The 19,649-nt window shown below is 62.7% G+C and carries 17 protein-coding genes; 7 read left to right on the plus strand and 10 right to left on the minus strand.

Annotation, left to right across the window (positions count from 1 at the left end; translation table 11 throughout):
• Positions 1 to 15: 15 nt before the first annotated feature.
• Complete coding sequence (locus GYH29_RS23835) at positions 16 to 270, plus strand: hypothetical protein (RefSeq protein ID WP_152596968.1); 255 nt, start codon at positions 16 to 18, stop codon at positions 268 to 270.
• 323 nt (positions 271 to 593) lie between these two features.
• Entirely contained in the window at positions 594 to 1,064 is a 471-nt protein-coding gene (locus GYH29_RS23840) for a hypothetical protein (protein WP_019103779.1), read from the plus strand.
• A 227-nt stretch (positions 1,065 to 1,291) separates the two neighbouring features.
• Here the strand turns inward: GYH29_RS23840 and GYH29_RS23845 are convergent, their stop codons facing one another.
• Positions 1,292 to 2,317, minus strand: a complete 1,026-nt coding sequence (locus GYH29_RS23845; protein WP_161524498.1) for an ABC transporter substrate-binding protein — start codon at positions 2,315 to 2,317, stop codon at positions 1,292 to 1,294.
• Positions 2,318 to 2,443: 126 nt separating this feature from the next.
• On the opposite strand from GYH29_RS23845, the gene alr reads away from it, so the two are divergent.
• Together alr and GYH29_RS23855 are read left to right on the plus strand one after the other, a co-directional pair.
• Complete coding sequence (gene alr, locus GYH29_RS23850) at positions 2,444 to 3,673, plus strand: alanine racemase (RefSeq protein ID WP_161524499.1); 1,230 nt, start codon at positions 2,444 to 2,446, stop codon at positions 3,671 to 3,673.
• Between the two features lie 117 nt (positions 3,674 to 3,790).
• Complete coding sequence (locus GYH29_RS23855; protein ID WP_019102311.1) at positions 3,791 to 4,084, plus strand: hypothetical protein; 294 nt, start codon at positions 3,791 to 3,793, stop codon at positions 4,082 to 4,084.
• Between the two features lie 79 nt (positions 4,085 to 4,163).
• On the opposite strand, the gene GYH29_RS23860 is transcribed toward GYH29_RS23855, so the two are convergent.
• The 6 genes from GYH29_RS23860 to parC form a co-directional block, all read right to left on the minus strand.
• Positions 4,164 to 4,956 (minus strand): IS5 family transposase gene (locus GYH29_RS23860; RefSeq protein ID WP_118268077.1). Its coding sequence is split into 2 segments (ribosomal slippage): positions 4,164 to 4,698 and positions 4,697 to 4,956, totalling 795 coding nucleotides; the frame shifts between segments, so codons are not numbered across the junction.
• Between the two features lie 186 nt (positions 4,957 to 5,142).
• Positions 5,143 to 5,358, minus strand: coding sequence for a YdcH family protein (locus tag GYH29_RS23865; RefSeq protein ID WP_043593468.1), 216 nt, complete (start codon positions 5,356 to 5,358; stop codon positions 5,143 to 5,145).
• A 332-nt stretch (positions 5,359 to 5,690) separates the two neighbouring features.
• Positions 5,691 to 6,449, minus strand: coding sequence for a substrate-binding periplasmic protein (locus GYH29_RS23870; RefSeq protein WP_019103406.1), 759 nt, complete (start codon positions 6,447 to 6,449; stop codon positions 5,691 to 5,693).
• Between the two features lie 388 nt (positions 6,450 to 6,837).
• Positions 6,838 to 8,169 carry a sigma-54-dependent transcriptional regulator gene (locus GYH29_RS23875; RefSeq protein WP_019103405.1) on the minus strand — a complete coding sequence of 444 codons (1,332 nt, stop codon included), beginning with the start codon at positions 8,167 to 8,169 and terminating at the stop codon, positions 6,838 to 6,840.
• On the minus strand, positions 8,162 to 9,715 hold the full coding sequence (locus tag GYH29_RS23880; protein WP_161524500.1) for a two-component system sensor histidine kinase NtrB: 1,554 nt from the start codon (positions 9,713 to 9,715) through the stop codon (positions 8,162 to 8,164). Before GYH29_RS23880 ends, GYH29_RS23875 begins: the two co-directional genes overlap by 8 nt.
• Complete coding sequence (gene parC / locus GYH29_RS23885; protein ID WP_043593464.1) at positions 9,712 to 12,081, minus strand: DNA topoisomerase IV subunit A; 2,370 nt, start codon at positions 12,079 to 12,081, stop codon at positions 9,712 to 9,714. The genes GYH29_RS23880 and parC overlap by 4 nt, the downstream gene beginning before the upstream one ends.
• A 166-nt stretch (positions 12,082 to 12,247) precedes the next feature.
• On the opposite strand from parC, the gene GYH29_RS23890 reads away from it, so the two are divergent.
• Positions 12,248 to 12,715 (plus strand): GNAT family N-acetyltransferase, encoded by a 468-nt coding sequence (locus GYH29_RS23890; RefSeq protein WP_019101209.1) that lies wholly within the window; start codon positions 12,248 to 12,250, stop codon positions 12,713 to 12,715.
• Between the two features lie 75 nt (positions 12,716 to 12,790).
• Here GYH29_RS23890 and GYH29_RS23895 read toward each other — a convergent pair whose 3' ends face one another.
• The 3 genes from GYH29_RS23895 to pdxH all read right to left on the minus strand — a co-directional run bounded on the left by GYH29_RS23895 (position 12,791) and on the right by pdxH (position 16,852).
• Positions 12,791 to 14,044 carry a M28 family metallopeptidase gene (locus GYH29_RS23895; protein WP_081575041.1) on the minus strand — a complete coding sequence of 418 codons (1,254 nt, stop codon included), beginning with the start codon at positions 14,042 to 14,044 and terminating at the stop codon, positions 12,791 to 12,793.
• 95 nt (positions 14,045 to 14,139) lie between these two features.
• A complete protein-coding gene (locus GYH29_RS23900) occupies positions 14,140 to 15,630 on the minus strand; it encodes a M4 family metallopeptidase (RefSeq protein WP_161524501.1) in 1,491 nt (496 codons plus the stop codon).
• A 580-nt stretch (positions 15,631 to 16,210) separates the two neighbouring features.
• Entirely contained in the window at positions 16,211 to 16,852 is a 642-nt protein-coding gene (pdxH, locus tag GYH29_RS23905) for a pyridoxamine 5'-phosphate oxidase (RefSeq protein WP_043636452.1), read from the minus strand.
• 218 nt (positions 16,853 to 17,070) lie between these two features.
• On the opposite strand from pdxH, the gene hemA reads away from it, so the two are divergent.
• Both hemA and prfA read left to right on the plus strand, forming a co-directional pair.
• Positions 17,071 to 18,324 carry a glutamyl-tRNA reductase gene (gene hemA, locus GYH29_RS23910; RefSeq protein ID WP_019102442.1) on the plus strand — a complete coding sequence of 418 codons (1,254 nt, stop codon included), beginning with the start codon at positions 17,071 to 17,073 and terminating at the stop codon, positions 18,322 to 18,324.
• Positions 18,324 to 19,400 carry a peptide chain release factor 1 gene (gene prfA / locus GYH29_RS23915; RefSeq protein WP_107732206.1) on the plus strand — a complete coding sequence of 359 codons (1,077 nt, stop codon included), beginning with the start codon at positions 18,324 to 18,326 and terminating at the stop codon, positions 19,398 to 19,400. The genes hemA and prfA overlap by 1 nt, the downstream gene beginning before the upstream one ends.
• Positions 19,401 to 19,649 lie beyond the last annotated feature (249 nt).

Below are 19,649 nucleotides of genomic sequence, written 5' to 3' on the forward strand. Positions count from 1 at the left end.
AAGGAGCGCGGCCCCATGCCGCCGGATATGGAACCGGCGCAGGGCCGCCGCTGCCAGGCGCAGCCCGATCCGGATTGTAAGGAATTGCGTCGTCTGCGCAATTTGCGTCTGCGCGAGGCGGTGCAGGACGGCGATTTGCCGAAGGAACAGATGCACCGTCCGCCGCCGCCGTATTGGCGGATGAGCCCGGACGGCGCCGCGCCGCCGCCGCCGCCGGATCGTATCAAGCCTCATTTCTGGCGGGACCGCCGCAAACATGGTTCGGACTGAGCCTTCTCCGTATCAAGCCTGGCTGGCGAAGCGGGATTTCTATTGATAAGCTTTGAATAGAGTACGCCAGCCTTTTCATTCCAATTCAAACTCACATTGCCGGAACGGTTTGCGAAGCAAGCTGATTTCGCGGGCATGTGCTTGGCTGGCCGTCCGCCGCGCCGATAGCGCGCAGCGTCGTTTTCGCCCAATAGAATTTGTTCATGATCCCGCGAGTCGGGTGTTGCTGCGTGCGGACACGGCGCATCGGCGTCTCAATGCCATATTGCTGAGGCGCAGCAAACATTGAACAGATTCATAGGCGGGCGCGGAGATAACTGGTCATGCGCAAGGGGCATGCCTTGAAAAACGATAGGGGATACGGCGCGTTGCGGCGCGCCTGGGGGCTGGGACTGGCTTTGTGCTGGCTGGCGGAAGCGGCAGCGGCGCAATGGGATTGCAGCCGCGCCACCGCGCCGCAGCGTTGCGAGCTGCACCGTCAGGGCACGATGGCCTGCAATGATTTGCCGGTCAACGGGCGGCACGCCTGCCTGGAGTTTTACACGCCGGCCTTGAGTTGCCTGCGTGAGCGCGATGCCAAGCGTTGCGAAGCTTTGCGGGCGGCGCATAGTTCTTGCGACGGGTTGGAAGGCAAGGCGCGACGCGTCTGCGTCAACGAGCGGCTACCGCCGCCGGATTGCGCACGCTCCGCCAATCCCGCGCGTTGCCGCGCCCGCGCGGAGGCCGAACTCAAATGCGCGGACCGCGAGATCGCCCAGCGGCTTTGCGTGCGCCAGGCTTTGCAGCCGGACTAAGAACCTGTTCAAAGTCTGTTGCGCTTCGTGAAGCGTTGCACGGTGAGTACGGCATTCGAAATGCTCATGTACCACGTGTACATTCCGCTTTCTCAGCCGTTTTCGCCTTGTCTCGTCCTTGCTCGAGAGGTTTTGAACAGGTTCTTAAGCAAACCACTGATCTCCACAGGTACTGCCTGCGTCGGCGCGCCTTGGCTCAGGTTTTCTGCGAGGTTTTGTTAGCGCTGTCATTTGGCCGTGGTGGGATCAAACCACAGGCTGCGGTCGGCGAAAGGCGTGTTGGGCGGCAGGAAGGGATTGTCGATGCGGATCAGCCGCCGGTGCTTCAGGTCCAGCCGCTGGATCAGGCCGGCGTGGTATTTCTGGAACAGCCGCTGGAACTCGCCGTTGCGCAGCATTTGTTTCATGCCCTGATCCACGCGTTGCGCCAGCCGTTGCCCTTCCGCGTCGCGGCCAAACCAAAAATACGTGGGCAGCGGGTAGTACAGCAATAAGGACCGCTCCAGCGCCATGTGCCGGTATTGTGGCTGGTATACGCGGATTTCCTCCTCCACTTCCGCCACGCCGCGTGAGAACGCGTCGCCCAGGCCGCGCTCCAACATGCGGAACAGGCCGTCGTAATTAGGGTCGGTCACCACGGTCAGCCCGGCCTGTTTCAGGATGGCGTTGTCGCCCCAGCCATCGCCTTGGATGATGCTGAAACGGCGCAAGTCCGCCAAGCTGGCCACCGTGTTGAAATCCGTTTGCCGCGTGTCCCGGATCAGCAGTACGCGATAGCCGAGCAAGCCGCGGTCTATCGGAATCCGCACCGGATGATAGCGACGTTCGTAGTCGCGGTTGGTTTCACGGATCACCACGTTGAGCCGGCCGCGCGGATGACTCAGCTCCTGCAATTGACGCGCTTCGTTCATGCGAGGCGCGAAGCGCAGGCTGTAATCACCCCAGCTTGCGCGGGTGGCGTCCAACGCGGCGCGCAGAATCGCCCAATGGTAGTCGTAGCGCTCGTCGACGGAAGTTTCCGGCGCGTGGCCGATGTAGATCATGCCGGCAGCCAGGGAGGCTGCCGGCGATCCACAGCCGAAGGCGACGAGGGCGGCGAGCCAACAGCCGGCCAGCCGGCGAAGAAACAGGGATTGCCGCATCGGAAGAGCCTCGAAAAAGCGCGCAGACGCAGCACGCCGCTTCTTCATGATGGATAGCGGCGTCGCGCCGCGCAAGGGCTGCTCGCCGTTGCTGTGTTTGCGCGCGGTCAAGCGGCTATGCAAAACAAAGACTAGCAGTGAATATTCATATCGACATGAATATATCTGCCTCCTATCATCTCCCGGATGCCGGAACCGCCTTGTCGGCAAGCGGCATTCACACTCGGGGGACGATTTATGCAATTCAAGAAAACACTGCTGGCCTTGTCGCTGGGCCTGGCCTTGGCGCCCGCGCTGACCATGGCTGCGCCGCCGCTGATGGCCGCCAACAGCGGTTCCACCGCGGAAGCCGCGCGCGGCAACGCTTGGCTGGAAATCGATAAGGCGGCGCTGAATCACAACCTGGCCGAGCTCAAGCGCTTGGTGGGCGCAGACACCAAGGTGTGCGCCATCTTGAAGGCGGACGCTTATGGCCACGGTATCGCCAACGTGATGCCGTCCATCATCGCCCAGGGTATTCCCTGCGTGGGCATCGCCAGCAATGAAGAGGCCCGCGTGGCCCGCGCCAGCGGCTACAAAGGCGTGGTTGCGCGCGTGCGCAGCGCCACGCAGGAAGAGATAGCCGACGGCCTGCAATACGATATGCAAGAGCTGGTGGGCAATCTGGAGTTGGCGCGTCAGGCGTCCGCGCTGGCTAAGCGCCAGGGCAAGACGCTGCAAATCCATCTGGCCATCAACTCCGCCGGCATCAGCCGCAACGGAGTGGAGCTGGCCAGCAAGCAAGGCCGCCGCGATGCCCTGGCCATGCTCAAGCTGCCTAATCTGCAAGTGGTGGGCATCATGACCCACTTCCCGGTGGAGGATAAGGCCGACGTGCAAAAAGGCCTGGCGGCGTTCAATAAGGAAAGCGCTTGGCTGATCAAGGCCGGCGGGCTGGACCGCAGCAAAATCACCCTGCACTGCGCTAATAGCTTCGCCACGCTGGAAGTGCCGGAAGCCCGACTGGACATGGTGCGCCCGGGCGGCGCCATCTTCGGCGACACCGTGCCCAGCCACACCGAGTATCTGCGCGTGATGGCGTTTAAATCGCGAGTGGCGGCGGTCAACCGTTATCCGGCCGGCAATACCGTGGGCTATGACCGTACTTACACCCTGAAGCGCGAGTCCTTGCTGGCCAACATCCCGGTCGGGTATTCCGACGGTTATCGTCGCGCTTTCACCAATAAGGCGCATGTGTTGGTCAATGGTCAGCGCGCGCCGGTGGTGGGCAAGGTGTCTATGAACACCTTGATGGTGGATGTGACCGAGATTCCGGGAGCCAAGATAGGCGACGAGGTGGTGTTGTTCGGCAAGCAGGGCCAGGCCGAAATCAGCGCCGGCGAGCTGGAGGACATCAACGGCGCCTTGCTGGCGGACCTCTACACCGTGTGGGGCAATTCCAATCCCAAACTGCTGGTGAACCGCTAAATCGGGCCGCGTCGCCGCCGCCGAGAGCGGCGGCGGCAGTGTGAGTCTTCACAGTCTGCTGGCGAATTGCCTCGGTTTGGACTTAGATGAATCATGTCCCCGCATCAGGAGTAAGCCATGCAGTTCGACGAAGTTCGCCCCGAGCATTTCACCACGCTGTCCCGCAACCCGTTTCCGCATATTCTAATTGACCGGGCCTTGCAGCAGATCGCCGGCGGCAGCGCCGACGGCTCGCAGTTCCGCAAGGACGTGCTGGCCGCCGCGGGCTGGAGCCATGGCGGGCTGACGCCGTTCGGCAAGTATCCGGCCGATGCCTGCGAGGCGTTCAATCGCATCCGCAAAGTGTTGGAAGTCACCCAGGAGCCGGACGCGATCCTGGCGGAGCTGGAAAAAGACGCGCCCAAGGTCTGATTCCGTGCACGGCTCATGCAAAAGCCCGCCAGATGGCGGGCTTTGTCATTGCGCGGAGGCGCCGGGCCTAAGAACCTGTTCAAAGTCTTTTGAGTAAGAGCCCCAAGAAGGCCAGATGGATGAACTGCAAGCTGGTATTGAGTTTCCGCTCGCAGTTCTTCCACAGCCTTCTGCTCTTTTCCAACCAAGCGAAGCTGCGCTCAACAACCCAGCGTTTGGGCATCACCTTGAAGGTGTGCAGCTCGCTCCGTTTGGCAATCTGCACCGTCACGTCCGCCCCCAGAATCTCGCTCACGCCTTGAGCAAAGGGTTTGCCAACATAGCCACTATCCGCCAGCAGGCTCTGAGCCCCAATCAATCTGGATTTACATTGCCGTAGCGCCTGTAGCGCCCCTTTGCGGTCTGTAACCTCCGCAGTGGTGACCGCCACCGCATGTGGCAGGCCCTGCGTGTCCACCACAATATGGCGCTTGATACCCGAGACCTTCTTACCTGCGTCGTAGCCTTTTAATCCTGCGGTATCAGTGTTCTTCACGCTCTGCGCGTCCACGATCAAGAACCTGCTGCAAGCGCTCCGCCCCAGTTTCTCTCGGGCCGCGCCAACCTGATTTTTTTAGCGCCTGCTCCAGCAGGCTGCCCCCTTCACGCGGCTCACTCCACATGGTGAAGTACGAATGGACGGTACGCCATTTGGGAAACGCTTCAGGAAGCATTCGCCATTGGCAGCCGCTTCGGAGCAGGTACAGCACGGCACAAAATACTTCATACAAGTCCACTCGACGGGGGCTTGTTCTTTTACGCGCACTTTCCAGAAGTGGTCTGATCACTTCAAATTGTTCGCGACTGATATCACTTGGGTAGCTTTTTCTCACCTCTGGATTTTCTCACACTACGCTACTACTCAGAGACTTTGAACAGGTTCTAAGAACCTGTTTACGATCTGCTGCGCTGCGGCGATACGGTGTTGGAAAAGATCTCAGAATGCTCCGTATGTACATTCCGCTTTTTCGCTCGTTTCCGCCTTGTTTCGCCTTAGCTCGCGAGATCGTAAACACGTTCTAATCGGCCGCTTTCCTCAGGATGGCGTACAACTCATCCTTGAGCCGTAGTTTTTCCTTCTTCAGATTTTCGATTTCGAAGTCGGCGGAAGGCTCGATGCGCGCTTCCATATTCTTGATCTTCTGGTCCAAATCGTTGTGTTTGTTGAACAGGCGGGTAAAGTGATCGTCTTCGGTTTTCAGCTTGCTGATCAATTCGCGGTATTCGGGAAACATGGGCGACTCCTTGGGCGGGTGGATACATGGAGCGGCTAACGACATGGGCCTGAGCGAAGCGTAAGGGCAAAATCCTGTGGTCGTCAGCGATCGGATACTGCCAAACCATGCTAACACCGCGCGGTGGCGAAGGTTATTGATCCAGAGCAGATACCCACCCTTAGGCCAGCCGGGCGCAGCAACAGGTTCCCAGGGTGTGTTCAAAGTGTCGCGAGCAAGAACGAGACAAGGCGAAAACGAGCGAAAAAGCGGAATGTACATGGGGTACATGAGCATTTCGAAGTCGGTTTCAACGCGGTATTGCCGATGCGTAGCGGACTATGAACAGGTTCTCAGGGCTTGAACCAGGGGCGCCCCTGCTGGGTGGGAAGCTGATAGCGTTTGGCCAGTTTCTCGTAGCCGCCAGCGGCGGCGAAGCGGCGCAGGCCCAGATTGAAACGGTCGCGATCGCGGACATTCCGAAAGGCCAGCCGGTAATGAGTGGGCGTGAACAGTGCGTACGGACAGAGCTTGGCTTTGATGTCGATCTCGCGGCGGAGATCGTGGCTAAACTGCTGGAAGATGTTGACGTCTGAAATCGCCACGTCGGCGCGTTCGCTGTACAACAGGCGGTTGAGAGTGACCTGCGGCGATTCCTCGCGGTAGGACGGAATCTGCGGCGTCAGCGCGGCGAAGGCGGGGCCCAGATATAGGTGGGCGCCCTGAAAGGCCGCCACCCGGAAGCGAACCAGGTCGTCCAGCCGCTGCAGGTGGATGCGGCGTTTGCACAGCGTGATCGCCATGTTCTGGTAAACGATGTAGGGCTCGGACACATGGCCGCCGCTGTTGGCGATGGCGGCGTCCACCTGGCCGTTTGCCAGCCAGGTGTGCGCGCGCAGATTGGGGCCGAAGCGGATTTGCGGCTGATAACCCGCCTGGCTCAGGGCTTGGCTGACGATGTCGTATTCCACGCCCTTGCCGCGCTCGGCGTCGATATAGGGTTGTTTGGTTTCGCCCAGCGCCACCCGTAGTGACGGCAGCGCCGCAATCTGGGCGCTGAGAAGCAGGGCCGGCAAGGCGAGAAGGACGAGATGGAGCGGCGTGAAAGCCATGGGCCGGTAGCGAATATCGATATGGTTGCAATGGCGCGCCCTTGGGCGGGGCCGTCGAATAGATTCTTTATAGCCGCTGGCCTGGGTCCAGCCTTGCCTAATGCGTGGACGCGGGCCGCGGCTGCCGCATTGTAGCGATTGCGCGGGCGTGCTTCCCCGGTTTCCGGCGGGGAACCGGCAAAAAGCGAGAATATGGCTTATCCACAGGGTTTGGCGCAATGCCGTGCTTATCCACAGCGTGCTTAGAGTCTGTTCAAAGTCTCGCGAGCAAGGGCGAGACAAGGCGAAAACCGTCGAGAAAGCGGAAAGCACAAGCGGTACATGAGCATTTCGAAACAGTCCTCTCCGCGTCACGTCTCACGAAGCGTAGCAGATCGTAAACAGATTCTTACTTGATGCCCAGTCTTTCCATCCGATAGCGCATCGATCTGAAGGTGACGCCTAGCATCTTGGCGGCCTGGGTGCGATTGAAGCGAGTGCTCTCCAGCGCCTTGAGGATGGCTTCGCGTTCCACGCGGTCTAGAAAGTCCTGCAGCGCTTCGCCGTCGGCGCAGGTCGGCGCCTCGCCATCGCCCTGGCCGGCGTGATCGCTCGGCAGCAGTTGCAGATCCTGCAATTCAATACGGGCGTCGTTGGCCAGGGCCACCGCGCGTTCCAGGATGTTTTCCAGTTCGCGGAAATTACCCGGATAGTTGTATTCCAGCAAGGCTTTGAGCGCCGCGGGCGCCAGCCGCGGCTTTTCGTCGGGGGAAAAGCGTTCCAGCAGGCTGGCGATGTAGCGCGGCAGATCCTCGCGCAGTTCGCGCAGCGGCGGCATGCGCAGCGGCAGCACATTTAGCCGGTAGTACAGGTCCTGGCGAAAGTTGCCGGCGTCTACCCGCGCCGCCAGGTCCTTGTGGGTGGCGCAGATGATGCGCACGTCCACCGCTTCTTCCTGGGCGTTGCCCAGGCGGCGCACTTTCTTTTCCTGAATCGCGCGCAGCAGTTTGACCTGCATCGCCAGCGGCAGGTCGGCCACTTCGTCCAGAAACAGCGTGCCGCCGTTGGCTTGCTGGAAGAAACCGTCGCGGTCGTTGTCGGCGCCGGTGAACGCGCCTTTGCGGTAGCCGAAGAATTCGCTTTCCATCAGCGTTTCCGGGATGGCGCCGCAGTTGACCGGGATGAACGGCCGTTCGGAGCGCGCGCTGTGCTCGTGTATCATCCGCGCCGCCTGTTCCTTGCCGGTGCCGGATTCGCCGCTGACGTAAACCGCGGCCTGACTGCGCGCCAGCTTGCCGATCAAGCGCAGCGCTTCCTGGATCGCCGGCGATTCGCCGTCGAGCCGCACCGCGGCCTCGGTTTTGCCGTTGTCCACACGCAGCACGGATTTCACCAGACTGCGCAATTGCGCCAGACTGACCGGTTTTTGCAGGTAGTCGAAGGCGCCGGCCTTCATCGCCAGCACCGCGTTGTCGGTGTTGCCGTAGGCGGTGATCACCGCGATGGGCACGTCCAGGCCCTGTTCGGCGATATGACGCACCACTTCGATGCCCTCGCCGTCCGGCAGGCGCATATCGGTCAGCGCCAGGTCGAAGGGCTGGCTGTTCAGGCTGAGTTTGGCGGCGCCGACGCTGGCGGCGGTGGCCACGTCCAGACCCATCTTGATCAGGGTCAGTTCCAGCAGTTCGCGGATGTCCGGTTCGTCGTCGATCACCAGCACGCGCAGGGAAGATTTAGCCATAAGCCTTGTGACAGATCAGACGGAACACGCCGCCGGGCGGGCAGTAGTCCAAGCGCGCGTCGTTGGCTTCCGCCAGTTCGCGAGCGATGTACAGGCCCAGTCCGGTGCCGGCGCTTTCCGTGGTGAAAAAGGGTTCGAACAAGCGGGCCTGGGCATCTTCGCTCATGCCTGGGCCATCGTCCATGACCTTGATGGTCAGGTGGTTTTCCACCTCGCCCACTTCGATGCGCACCGCGCCCGGCTGTTTGCTGGAGTAGCGCCAGGCGTTGGCCAGTAGATTGTTGAGAATCTGGCCAAAGTGGCCGCGGTCGAACTGGACCGCGGCGGTCTGCGCCTGGTAGACGCAGCAGATCGCGCCGGCGGCGGCGGCTTCCACTACGCCGAAGTGGTCCAGCAGCTCGTCCAGGAAGGGTTGCAGCCGTATCGGCTCCGGTTTGATCCGGTCGCGGCGGTTTAAGGCCAGCACTTCTTGCACCATGTGATTGATGCGTTTGCTGTTGCCCTGCACGATGCGGATCAGCCGTTGGCGCGCGGGGTCGGTTTCGTCTTCGGCCAGCAGGTCGGCCGCGTGGTTGATCGCCGACAGCGGGTTGCGGATTTCATGGGCGATATTGGCGGTGAGCCGCCCCAGCGCCGCCAGTTTGACGCGTTTGCCCTCCTCCGCCATGTCCGCCATGTCGCGCATGAACAGCAGGAGAGCGTGGTCGTCGCCCACCAGCACCGGCACCATGCGGCCCACCAATTGACGGCCGCGGATGTTGCGGTCGATGAAGCTGGGATTGGGCGGGCAGCCGTTGTGCCGCCAGCGTTCCACCAGCGGCAGCAGTTCGGGAACGGGGTGGCCGCGGCGCATGGCGCCGAAGTAGCGCGCCGCTTGATTGTTGAACTGACGCAGAAGGCCGGAGGGGGCCAGCACCACCACCGCGTCGCGCTGGCTTTGCAACACCAGCTCGTTCAGGCGGTTGAGGTTGGCGATCTCGCCGCCGCGGCGGGTGGCCAGCGCTTCGGAGTCGCGTGCCACCCGGCCCAGTTTCCAGGTAACGATGGAGGTGATGAAGCCGGCGGTGGCCAGCAGCGCGGAGTAGTAGAAATCCGAGCCGCGGCCTATGCCCAGGTATTGCTCGACGCCGACGAAGGACAGCAGGATCAGCGTTGCGATGGAGGCGTAGAACAGCGCGTAGCGGCCGGATGACAGCAAGCCGGCCACCGCCAGATAGGGCAAGAGCAGGATGCCGTAGCCGCTGCGCACGCCGTCGTTGATGCCCATCAGCAGCACAATCATCGCGATGTCGGCGGCGATGGCCAGCGTCAGCTGCAGGGTGTGGGCCAGCCGGCCGTTGCGCAGCAGGAACCATGCCCCGATCAGCGCGGCGTAGACGCCGCTCCACAGATAGAAGGCCTTGCCGCCGGCCACCAGCGATTCGCCTTCGCGGTTGGCGAACAGGGACATCGTCAGCAGCACCAGCAGCAGCGCCGCCCGGAAGCTGTTGATGAAGACCAGCCCGCTGCGAGGGGTCAACGGCGTCGGCGGGCGGTCCCGGTTCATGTCGTCGGCAGCTCGCTGATGGCGCTGACGCTCCATTTCTTCGGCATCAGCTTGCCCTTCTTGCCGCGCTTGCCGGCGAACTCCGCCAGCGCCAGTTTTTCATCGGAGGCCTTGCCGCGTACCGATAGCGTGGACAGCAGCGCTTTTTCGCCGTTGACCAGGCCGACGGCGGTGACGGCTTCGCCGTCTTCCACCGCCATCAGCATCAGGCCGCGGCCCTTGGCCAGCTCCTTGAGTTCGGCGGCCGGGAAGGCCAGCAGGCGGCCGTTGTCTGCGGCGGCCACCAGTTGGGTGGCTTCAACGATGCCGGAGGCCGGCAGCGGCGCGGGGGCCAGCACGGCTTCTTCCGGGTTCAGCGTCAGGAAGGCTTTGCCGGCCTTGACCCGTCCGGCCATGTCGCCCAGCTTGGCGATGAAGCCGTAGCCGCCGGAACCGGCGACCACGAAGCGGGCCTCGTCCTTTCCGGACAGCATCTGGGCCGGCTTGGCGCCGTCCTGCAGGTCCACCAGCGAAGCCACCGGCACGCCGTCGCCGCGGCCGGTCGGCACGTCGGCCGGGTCCACGGTGTAGGCGCGGCCCTTGCTGTCCAGCACGATCACCGACCACACAGTGCGGGTTTCCACCACGGTGTGCAGCGCGTCGCCGTCCTTGAAGGCCAGCGCGGCGAGGTCCACGTTGTGGCCGACGCGGGCGCGGATCCAGCCCTTCTGCGACAGGATGATGGTGACCGGTTCGTCGGCTATGGTCTGGGTCAGCACCGCGCGCTCGGCGGTCTTGATCTCGCTGCGGCGCTTGTCGCCGTACTTGGCTGCGTCGGCCTGGATTTCCTCGCGCATCATGCTGCGCAGCGCGTCCGGCGTGTCCAGCACGTGGCGCAGGCCTTCGCGCTCCTCGCGCAGATCGGACAGCTCTTTCTCCAGCTTGAAGCCTTCCAGCCGCGCCAGTTGACGCAGGCGGATTTCCAGGATGTCCTCCGCCTGGATCTCGGTCAGGCCGAAGGCCTTGATCAGGTCCGGCTTGGGCTCGTCGGATTCGCGTATCACGCGAATCACTTCATCAATGTGGATGAAGGCGATCATCCGGCCTTCCAGGATGTGGATGCGTTTTTCCACCTGGGCCAGCCTGTGCTGCAGGCGGCGGGTGACGGTAACGCGGCGGAAGTCCAGCCACTCGCTGAGAATGGGCTTTAGGCCTTTCTGACCCGGCCGTCCGTCCAGGCCTATCATCACCAGGTTCATCGAGGCATTGCCTTCCAGGCTGGTCTGCGCCAGAAGGATATTGATGAATTCGTCTGGATCCTGGCGGCTGGACTTGGGTTCGAACACCAGGCGCACAGGGCACTCGCTGTCGGATTCGTCACGCACGCGGTCCAGCAGCGACAACATCAGGCTCTTCAGGTTTTGCTGATCCTGAGTCAGCGTCTTCTTGCCGGTTTTGACCTTGGGATTGGTGGCTTCTTCGATTTCCGCCAGCACTTTTTGCGCGCTGGAGCCGGGTGGCAGTTCGGACACGATCACGCGCCACTGGCCGCGCGCCAGTTTTTCCACTTCCCATTTGGCGCGCACGCGCACGCTGCCGCGGCCACTTTCATAGGCGGCGAGGATGTCTTCGGCCGGGGTGATGATCTGGCCGCCGCCGGGGAAGTCCGGCCCGGGCACGTATTGCATCAGCGCCGCGGTGTCCAGCTCCGGGTTGTCCAGCAAGGCGATGCAGGCGCTGGCCACTTCGGTCAGATTGTGCGGCGGGATTTCGGTGGCGAGACCCACGGCGATGCCGGAGGCGCCGTTGAGCAGCACCATGGGCAGGCGCGCCGGCAGCAAGCGCGGCTCCTCGAAGGCGCCGTCGTAATTGGGTACGAAGTCCACCGTGCCCATGTCGATTTCCGACAGCAGCAGATCTGCGATCGGCGTCAGCCGCGCCTCGGTGTAACGCATCGCCGCCGCGCCGTCGCCGTCGCGGCTGCCGAAGTTGCCCTGGCCGTCGATCAGCGGGTAGCGCAGCGTGAAGTCCTGCGCCATGCGCACCAGCGCTTCGTAGGCGGAGCTGTCGCCGTGCGGGTGGTATTTACCCAGGATTTCACCAACCACGCGCGCCGATTTCACCGGCTTGGCGCCGTGGGCCAAGCCCATGTCGCGCATCGCGTACAGGATGCGGCGCTGCACCGGCTTCTGGCCGTCGGCCACTTCCGGCAGCGCGCGGCCCTTGACCACGCTCATGGCGTATTCCAGATAGGCGCGCTCAGCGTAGAGGTCCAGTGGAATCCACTCGCCATTGTCGGCGTCCGCCGCGGGCGGAGTGGGCGGCGGCGGGGTCAGGGCGGCGGCGCCGTCCGGCGTATTCTCGGCAAACAGATCGTTATCGTTCATATGGGCAAGGCAGGAGGTGAATCGGTTAGCGTTCATCGGCCGGCGTTTGCGCCACGGCAAAGCCTGTCCTCACGGTTATAGCTGGCGAGGACGCGTTGTCGTAAGCTTGGCCCGGACGCGCCGCAAGCCGGCCGATGATAATGAATCAGTTCAGGGGAATTCTACTATGGCAAACCGAGTTGCGTGGCACTGCCACCGTTTCGATGGTTTTACGCCGCTGGCGTTGTATCGGGCCTTGCAGCTGCGCGACCAGGTGTTCGTGGTGGAGCAGCAGTCGATTTACGGCGATGTGGACGGCGTGGATGTGCACTGTCTGCACCTGTCCGGACACGACGACGGCGGCCGGCTGCTGGCTTACGCGCGCTTGATTGCGCCGGGGGAGAAATACCCGGACGCGGCGGCGATAGGCCGGGTCGTGGTGGCGCCGGAGGCGCGTGGCCAGGGCTTGGGCAAGGCGCTGCTGGCGCAGGCGGTGGCGCAGTGCCGCGCGCATTTTCCCCAGGCGGCCATCATGTTGTCGGCGCAGACCGACGCGCAGGCCTTGTACGAGAGCTTTGGTTTCCGCGCGGTGTCCGAGCCTTACGACGACGGGGGGATTCCGCATGTGGATATGCGGCGCGAGGCCAGCGCATAAAACAATGATATTGTACTGCTCGCAATGAAAAACCCACCCCGCGAAGGGGTGGGCGCATTAAGCGGGAGGACGGGCTCAGCGTTTGACCGCCGGGCCGTCGCTGCCCAATTCCACCGCGTAAGCCAGCGCCAGTTGAGAGAACTTCAGCGCGTGGCGAGCCTGGTTGCCGGCGCTGGCGAGGGTGTCGCGCACGGTGTGGATGTTGGGGTTGGATTGGTTGAAGGCGGATTCGAACGGGAAGGACGCCGGATAGCCGTTCTTGTGCCAAGAGGCGTGGTCGGAGCACGCGTAGCCGCACGAGCTGTAGCCCACTTTCAGACTAGGCAGGTAGACCTTGGCCAGGTTGGCTAGGAAGGTGTTCTGCGACGCGTTGGTGTAGTCGGTGAACAGGAAGATGTCCTCCGCGCTGCCCTGGTAGTTGGTCATGTCCAGCTGCAAGGCCCCCACTACGTTGACCTTCTGCTGCTTGTAGCGGTTGGCGATGTCGGAGGAGCCGCGCAGGCCGACTTCTTCCGCCGCGTAGGCCATGAACTTGATAGTGCGGCGCGGCTGGTAGTTGTTGGCCATCAGCACGCGAATCACCTCGGTCAGGCTGGCGATGCCGGAGGCGTCGTCGTCGGCGCCCGGCGCGCGGCTGGTTTCGCCGGTGCCGTTGCCCACGGTGGAGTCCAGATGCCCGCCCAGCACCAGGGTTTCGGCTGCATTGTCCTTGCCCTTGATGGTGAGGATTACCGATTTTTGCGGCCAGGCGCTGTGGGCGAACTGTTCCACGCTCACGTCGCCGCGGCCGGCGGCCAGCTGCCGCCATTGGCTGGCGATCCAGTTGGAGGCGTTGACGCCGTGGCTGGTGGTGTAGAAGCGGTTCTGGTAGTTGGACAGGGACTGGATGGTGCCGAGGATGTTGCTGTCCTGCAGCTGCGGCAACAGCTTGTTGACGACGGCCTGGTCATTGATCTGGTAGCTGGGCAGCAGCGTGCTGGCCACAGGGGCCTTCAGCGCTGTGCGCGCGTCCTGCAGATCCTTGTGCACGATGAAGCCACCGCAATGGCGCAGGCTGTGGTGGATGGCATCCGACAATTGCGGCAGCACGCTGTCGTCCACTTGCACCAGGTGGACTTTCTCGGTGGTCACGCCCTTGGCGGACACGCCGGCCGGCAGCGCGCTCACCGCCAGTTGGCGGCTTTCCTGACTGCGGCTTTTCGGGCTGACCTGTTGCAATAGCTGGTAGGCGTCGTCGCCGATGGAAATCCACACCGGGGCGGCCTGGGCGGCGCCGGCCAGGCTGGTGGCGGCCAAGAGCGCGACGAGACTCGGTTTGAGAGTGAGCATTCCGGAATTCCTGAGCGATGCCGGCCATGAACGAGCCATGGCCGGCGGATGGGAGAAACGGCGCGGACCGTCACGGCCGCGCCGTTAGGCGGTCATCAGCTGCCGCAAGCCACGCCCACGGCGGAGAAGGCCTTGGTCACGTCGGCCTTGCTGTAGCCGCGCGCTTCGGCCGCTTTTTCAACCCCGCAAGCGGCGCTGTTGTAAGTGGCGTTGGCGGTCCAGTACAGGCGGTTGGCGTCCACGAACACTTCAAAGGCCTTGCGGGTGTTCCAGCCGGCGCTGGTGGCGATCAGGTAGAAGGCCTTGTTGTACACGCCGCTGGAGTAGTGCACGTCCAGGCCGCTGGTGTAGTCCTTGGCGTGGCCGATGGAGCGGCCGTCCTTGGTCGGGTCGGCGAAGTAGCGCAGCGCGCCGGTCTGCTTGAAGATCTCCGCGCCCACCAGGAAGTCGTTCTTGCCCTTCATGTAGTACTCGGCGGCTTCGCCTGCCATGTCGGAGAACGCTTCGTTGATGCCGCCGGACTGGCCGCTGTAGACCAGGCCGGAGTTCTGCTCGGTGAAGCCGTGGCTGACTTCGTGAGCGGACACATCCAGCGACACCAGCGGATAGAAGCGGGTGGCGCCATCGCCGAAGGTCATCGCGCTGCCGTCCCAGAACGCGTTTTCATAGTTGCGGCTGTAGTGCACCTTCATCAGCAGCTTCTGGTTGATCGGACGCAGGTTGAACCAGTCCTTGTACAGATTGAACACTACGTTGCCGAAGTAGTGGGCGTCGTTCAGCGGCGAGTAGGCTCCGTTGATCTGCTTGTAGGTGTTGGTGGGGCAAGCGAACTTGTACGGGGTGGTGCCGCTGGTGCCGCCGTTCAGGTTGATGGTGGCCACGTTGCCGCTATCCATCTTGCAATCGCTGGTGACGATCAGCGGACCGTAGTTGGTGCCGTACAGGTATTTGCCGGTCTTGGCGTTGCCGCCGGGGCCGTTGGCTTCGGCGTGGTTCAGGCCTTCCCACTGCTTCAGCACCTGGCCGCTGTTGGCGTCGATGATGAAGTGCGGGCGGCTGGGTTCCTTGCCGCCTTCCACCAGGAAGGACACCAGATAGACCAGTTGGGCGGTGTTGTTGTCCAGACGCACCACCAGTTCGGTCTTCTCGTTGCGGGTTTCATAGCCGTTGGCCTTCAGCGCCTTGGCGCTGGAGAGCGCCTGGGAGGCGCTGAGGGCCGGCTTGACCGTGGCCAGGTCGGAGGCGATGTCACGCACATAGTAACCGGACAGCTTGCTCGCCGACGCCGTGGACGAGCCTTTGGCGAACTGTTTTTCCTCCACCACGGCCTCGCCCCACACTGGCACGCCCTGATAGTACTGCTGGTAGCGGGTGACGACTTTGCCGTTGGGGAACTGGGCGCTGCGTTGCGCTTTCAGTTCGCTCTGGTTGATGCCGGCTGCGCTGAACACGCTGGCGCCGTCGACGAGTTTGCTGGATTTGGCCAGCGCTTCCAGGTTGACGCGCTCGGCGGCGTGGGCGGAGCCGTAAGCCAGGGCGAGAGCGGACAGCACCAGTACGCGAACCATCGCAGTTTGGGTTTTCATCACGACTTTTTCTCCAATGTAGATCAGCAGGACACGGTAATGCCCCGCGTCAAGCCGGCTGGTCTTGCATAAAGGCCGCCGGCGCCAGACAGGCTTGCGCCTGCCCTTTCGGACGCTTGGAAATCGCTCCCTCTAGATGGCTGCCGCCATCTGGCGAAGAGGTTTTCGCCGCGTCCCTTATGCGTTCCCGACATGGGACGTCGCTCTGAACATGGGAAAGGAGTTGCTGAAATCAGAGGACGTTGGCTTGGTTTGTTCTGACGACCACTTGCCAAATGCATAAATTATGTATTGGTTTTTCCGTCTTGATATGCATCTGTTCTAAGTGCCAGTTGCCTGGATGCTTGCGGCGGCGGGCATGACCGAAATCAAAGCAGGGCGTCGAATCCTTGGTAGACAAGGAGAAGAGAGGGAAACATCAAGAAAATGAAAAGCCGCATCATCCGGATGCGGCTTGTTGCTATGCGGCAACATCCAAATCGCTATAAAAGCGGACAAACTGTCTAATTATGGATGGTTGCAATTTTTTGCTCATGCGTAAAGTGCATGATATCAATGAGTTGTTCTCACCCGGGTAGGGTCAAGGCGCCAGCCGCGCAATCTTCCAGGCGCCGTCTTCCAGCAAGGAATACTGCACTCGGTCATGTAGCCGGCTGGGGCGGCCTTGCCAGAATTCCAGCCGGTCCGGCGTCACCGCGTAACCGCCCCAGTGCGGCGGCCGGGGCACGTTCAAGGGGTGTTTGACCCCAAACATCGCCGCACGCGACACCAGCACGCTCTTGGAGCTGATCTCGCTGCTCTGTTCGCTGGCCCAGGCTCCCACGCGGCTGGTGTAAGGCCGGCTGGCGAAATAGGCGTCCGAGATTTCCGGCGCCACCTGGGCCGCGCGGCCCTCGATGCGGATCTGCCGCTCCAGCTCCGGCCAGAAGAAGGTCAGCGCCACATAAGGGTTGTCGTTCAACTGGCGGCCTTTTCGGCTTAGATAATTGGTGTAGAACAGCAGTTGGCCGTCCTCCACGCCCTTGAGCAGCACGATGCGCGAAGTGGGACGTCCGTCCGCTCCGGTCGTGGCCAGGTTCATCGCCGTAGGCTCTGGCACTTGCGCGGAGATGGCCTGGTTCAGCCAGTTCTCCAGCTGGGCCAACGGGTCCGGCAGGCACTCCTCCGGCGATAGTTCTTGCTTGGAAAAATCCTTGCGGATGTCTGCGAGGTTCAGCGACATTTCGTCCTCCTTGAAGGGGCTATCTTATGCCAGCTCCGCTTGGACCATATAGGGGTTTGCGCAAGAAGGGCGCGCTATTTTAGACGGCGCGCGGCGCTGGATTCTGCTATGTCATATAAGGCGCTGACGACGGACCGGCGGGGCTTGCCCCCGCAGCGCAGGACGTGCGGTTCAAGTTAGGCTAAAATACCCCATTTCTTTCCGCGGCTTATCCGCCCATGCATCTGTTCGCCCTTGGTTTGAACCACCATACCGCACCGCTCTCCATCCGGGAAAAGCTGGCTTTTCCTGCGGAGGTGTTGCCCAAGGCGCTGGACAGCCTGGTCAGCTCGCACGCGGCGCGCGAGGCGGCCATCGTCTCCACCTGTAATCGCACCGAGATCTATTGCACCGGCAGCGATCCGCAGGCGGCGCTCAGCTGGCTGGCCAAATTCCACGGCCTGGCGCTGGCGGAGATGCAACCCTATCTTTATCAACTGGACGAGGCCAACGCCGCGCGCCACGCTTTCCGCGTCGCTTCCGGCCTGGACTCCATGGTGCTGGGCGAGACCCAGATTCTGGGCCAGTTGAAGGACGCGGTACGTAGCGCCGAACACGCCGGCACCATGGGCACCCTGCTCAACGGTCTGTTTCAACGTACCTTCGCCGTGGCAAAGGAAGTGCGTTCCAATACCGCGGTGGGCGCCAGTTCGGTGTCGATGTCGGCGGCGGCGGTCAAGCTGGCCGAGCAGATCTTCCCCACCATAGGCGAACTGAACATCCTGTTCGTCGGCGCCGGGGAAATGATAGAGCTGGTGGCCACCCACTTCGCCGCGCGCAATCCTTCCTGTATCACCGTGGCCAACCGCACGCTGGAGCGCGGCCAGCGGTTGGCGGAGCAGTTTGGCGGCAACGCCGTCACCCTCGCCGAGCTGCCTGACATCCTGCCGCGCTACGATGTGCTGGTCACCTCCACCGCCAGCCAGTTGCCCATCATCGGCAAGGGCATGGTGGAGCGCGCGATCAAGGCCCGTCGCCACCGGCCCATTTTCATGCTGGACCTGGCTGTGCCGCGCGACATTGAAGTGGAAGTGGGCAAGCTGGCCGACGTGTTCCTGTACAGCGTCGACGATATCGCCAGCGTGGTGGAAGTGGGCAAGGAAGCGCGCCAGAGCGCGGCCGCGGAAGCCGAAACCATCATCCAGGCGCGGGTCTGCGAATTTAGCGACTGGCTGAAAAAGCGCGAGACCGTGCCGCTGATCCGCGCGCTGCGCGACGACGCCGACCGGCTGCGCCGCGCCGCGCTCGACGCCGCGCTCAAGCAGCTGGCGCGCGGCGAAGCGCCGGAGCGGGTGCTGGAAACCCTGTCGGTGCAACTGACCAATAAATTGATGCATCCCCCCACCCGGGCCTTGTCGTCCGGGCGCGGCGCGGAGCACGACGCGCAAGTGGAAGCCGTGGCGCGTCTTTATCGTTTACACCCGGAGTCGTAATGAAAGCGTCAATTGCGGCCAAACTGGCGCAACTGGCCGACCGTCTGGAAGAGGTGACCCACCTCCTGGCCAGCGAAGCGGCCACTCAAGATATGGATGCGTTCCGCAAGCTCACCCGCGAGCACGCCGAACTCAGCCCGGTGGTGGAAACCTACCAGAGCTATCGCCAGTGCGAGAGCGACATCGCCGCGGCGGAAGACATGTTGTCGGACCCGGAGATGAAGGAGTTCGCCCAGGCGGAAATCGCCGAGGGCAAGGACAAGCTGGCGGCGCTGGAGCTGGAGTTGCAGAAGCTGCTCTTGCCCAAGGACCCCAACGACGAGAAAAACATCTTTCTGGAAATCCGCGCGGGCACCGGCGGCGACGAGGCCGCGCTGTTCGCCGGCGACCTGTTGCGCATGTATACCCGCTACGCGGAACGCAACCGCTGGCAAGCGGAGATCGTATCCGCCAGTGAGTCCGACCTGGGGGGTTATAAGGAAGTGATCGTGCGCCTGATAGGTTTCGGCGCTTTTTCCCGGCTCAAGTTCGAGTCCGGCGGCCACCGCGTGCAGCGGGTGCCGGTGACCGAGACCCAGGGCCGCATTCATACGTCCGCCTGCACCGTGGCGGTGATGGCCGAAGCCGATGAGCTGGCCGACGTGGTGCTGAACCCGTCGGACCTGCGGATCGACACCTTCAGGGCCAGCGGCGCCGGCGGCCAGCACATCAACAAGACCGACTCCGCGGTGCGCATCACCCATATTCCGACGGGGATTGTGGCGGAGTGTCAGGACGGCCGTTCCCAGCACGCCAACAAGGCCAGCGCGATGCAAGTGCTGGCGGCGCGCATCATGGACATCCAGCGCCGCGAGCAGCAGCAGAAGGAGGCGGCCGAGCGCAAGAGCCTGATTGGCTCCGGAGACCGCTCCGAGCGCATCCGCACCTATAATTTTCCGCAGGGCCGCATCACCGACCATCGAATCAACCTGACCTTGTACAAGTTGGATTACGTGATGGACGGCGACCTGAGCGAACTGACCGACGCTTTGATCGCCGAACAGCAGGCGGAATTGTTGGCGGAATTGGGAGAATGACAGCGGGGCGGTACTAGCAAGGATTATTGCGTTGCCGCTGTCGGCGCAACGCGCTACACTCGCAAACTCAAGAACGGGCGGTTTGCCGCCCGCGCCCGCAGGCAGGATTGCCGCGCGGGCTTATTCTCCGAACTTTGGGCCACTTGCGTGGCCTTTTTTCTTGCCCGTTCGCCGGATAGCGGGCAAAAAAAAAGCCGGGCCCTGTCTGAACCCGGCAATGCCCAACGTGGATTGGCAGTCAATCTGGCG

The organism is Chromobacterium haemolyticum, assembly GCF_009936155.1.
Taxonomy (GTDB): Bacteria; Pseudomonadota; Gammaproteobacteria; order Burkholderiales; family Chromobacteriaceae; genus Chromobacterium; species Chromobacterium haemolyticum.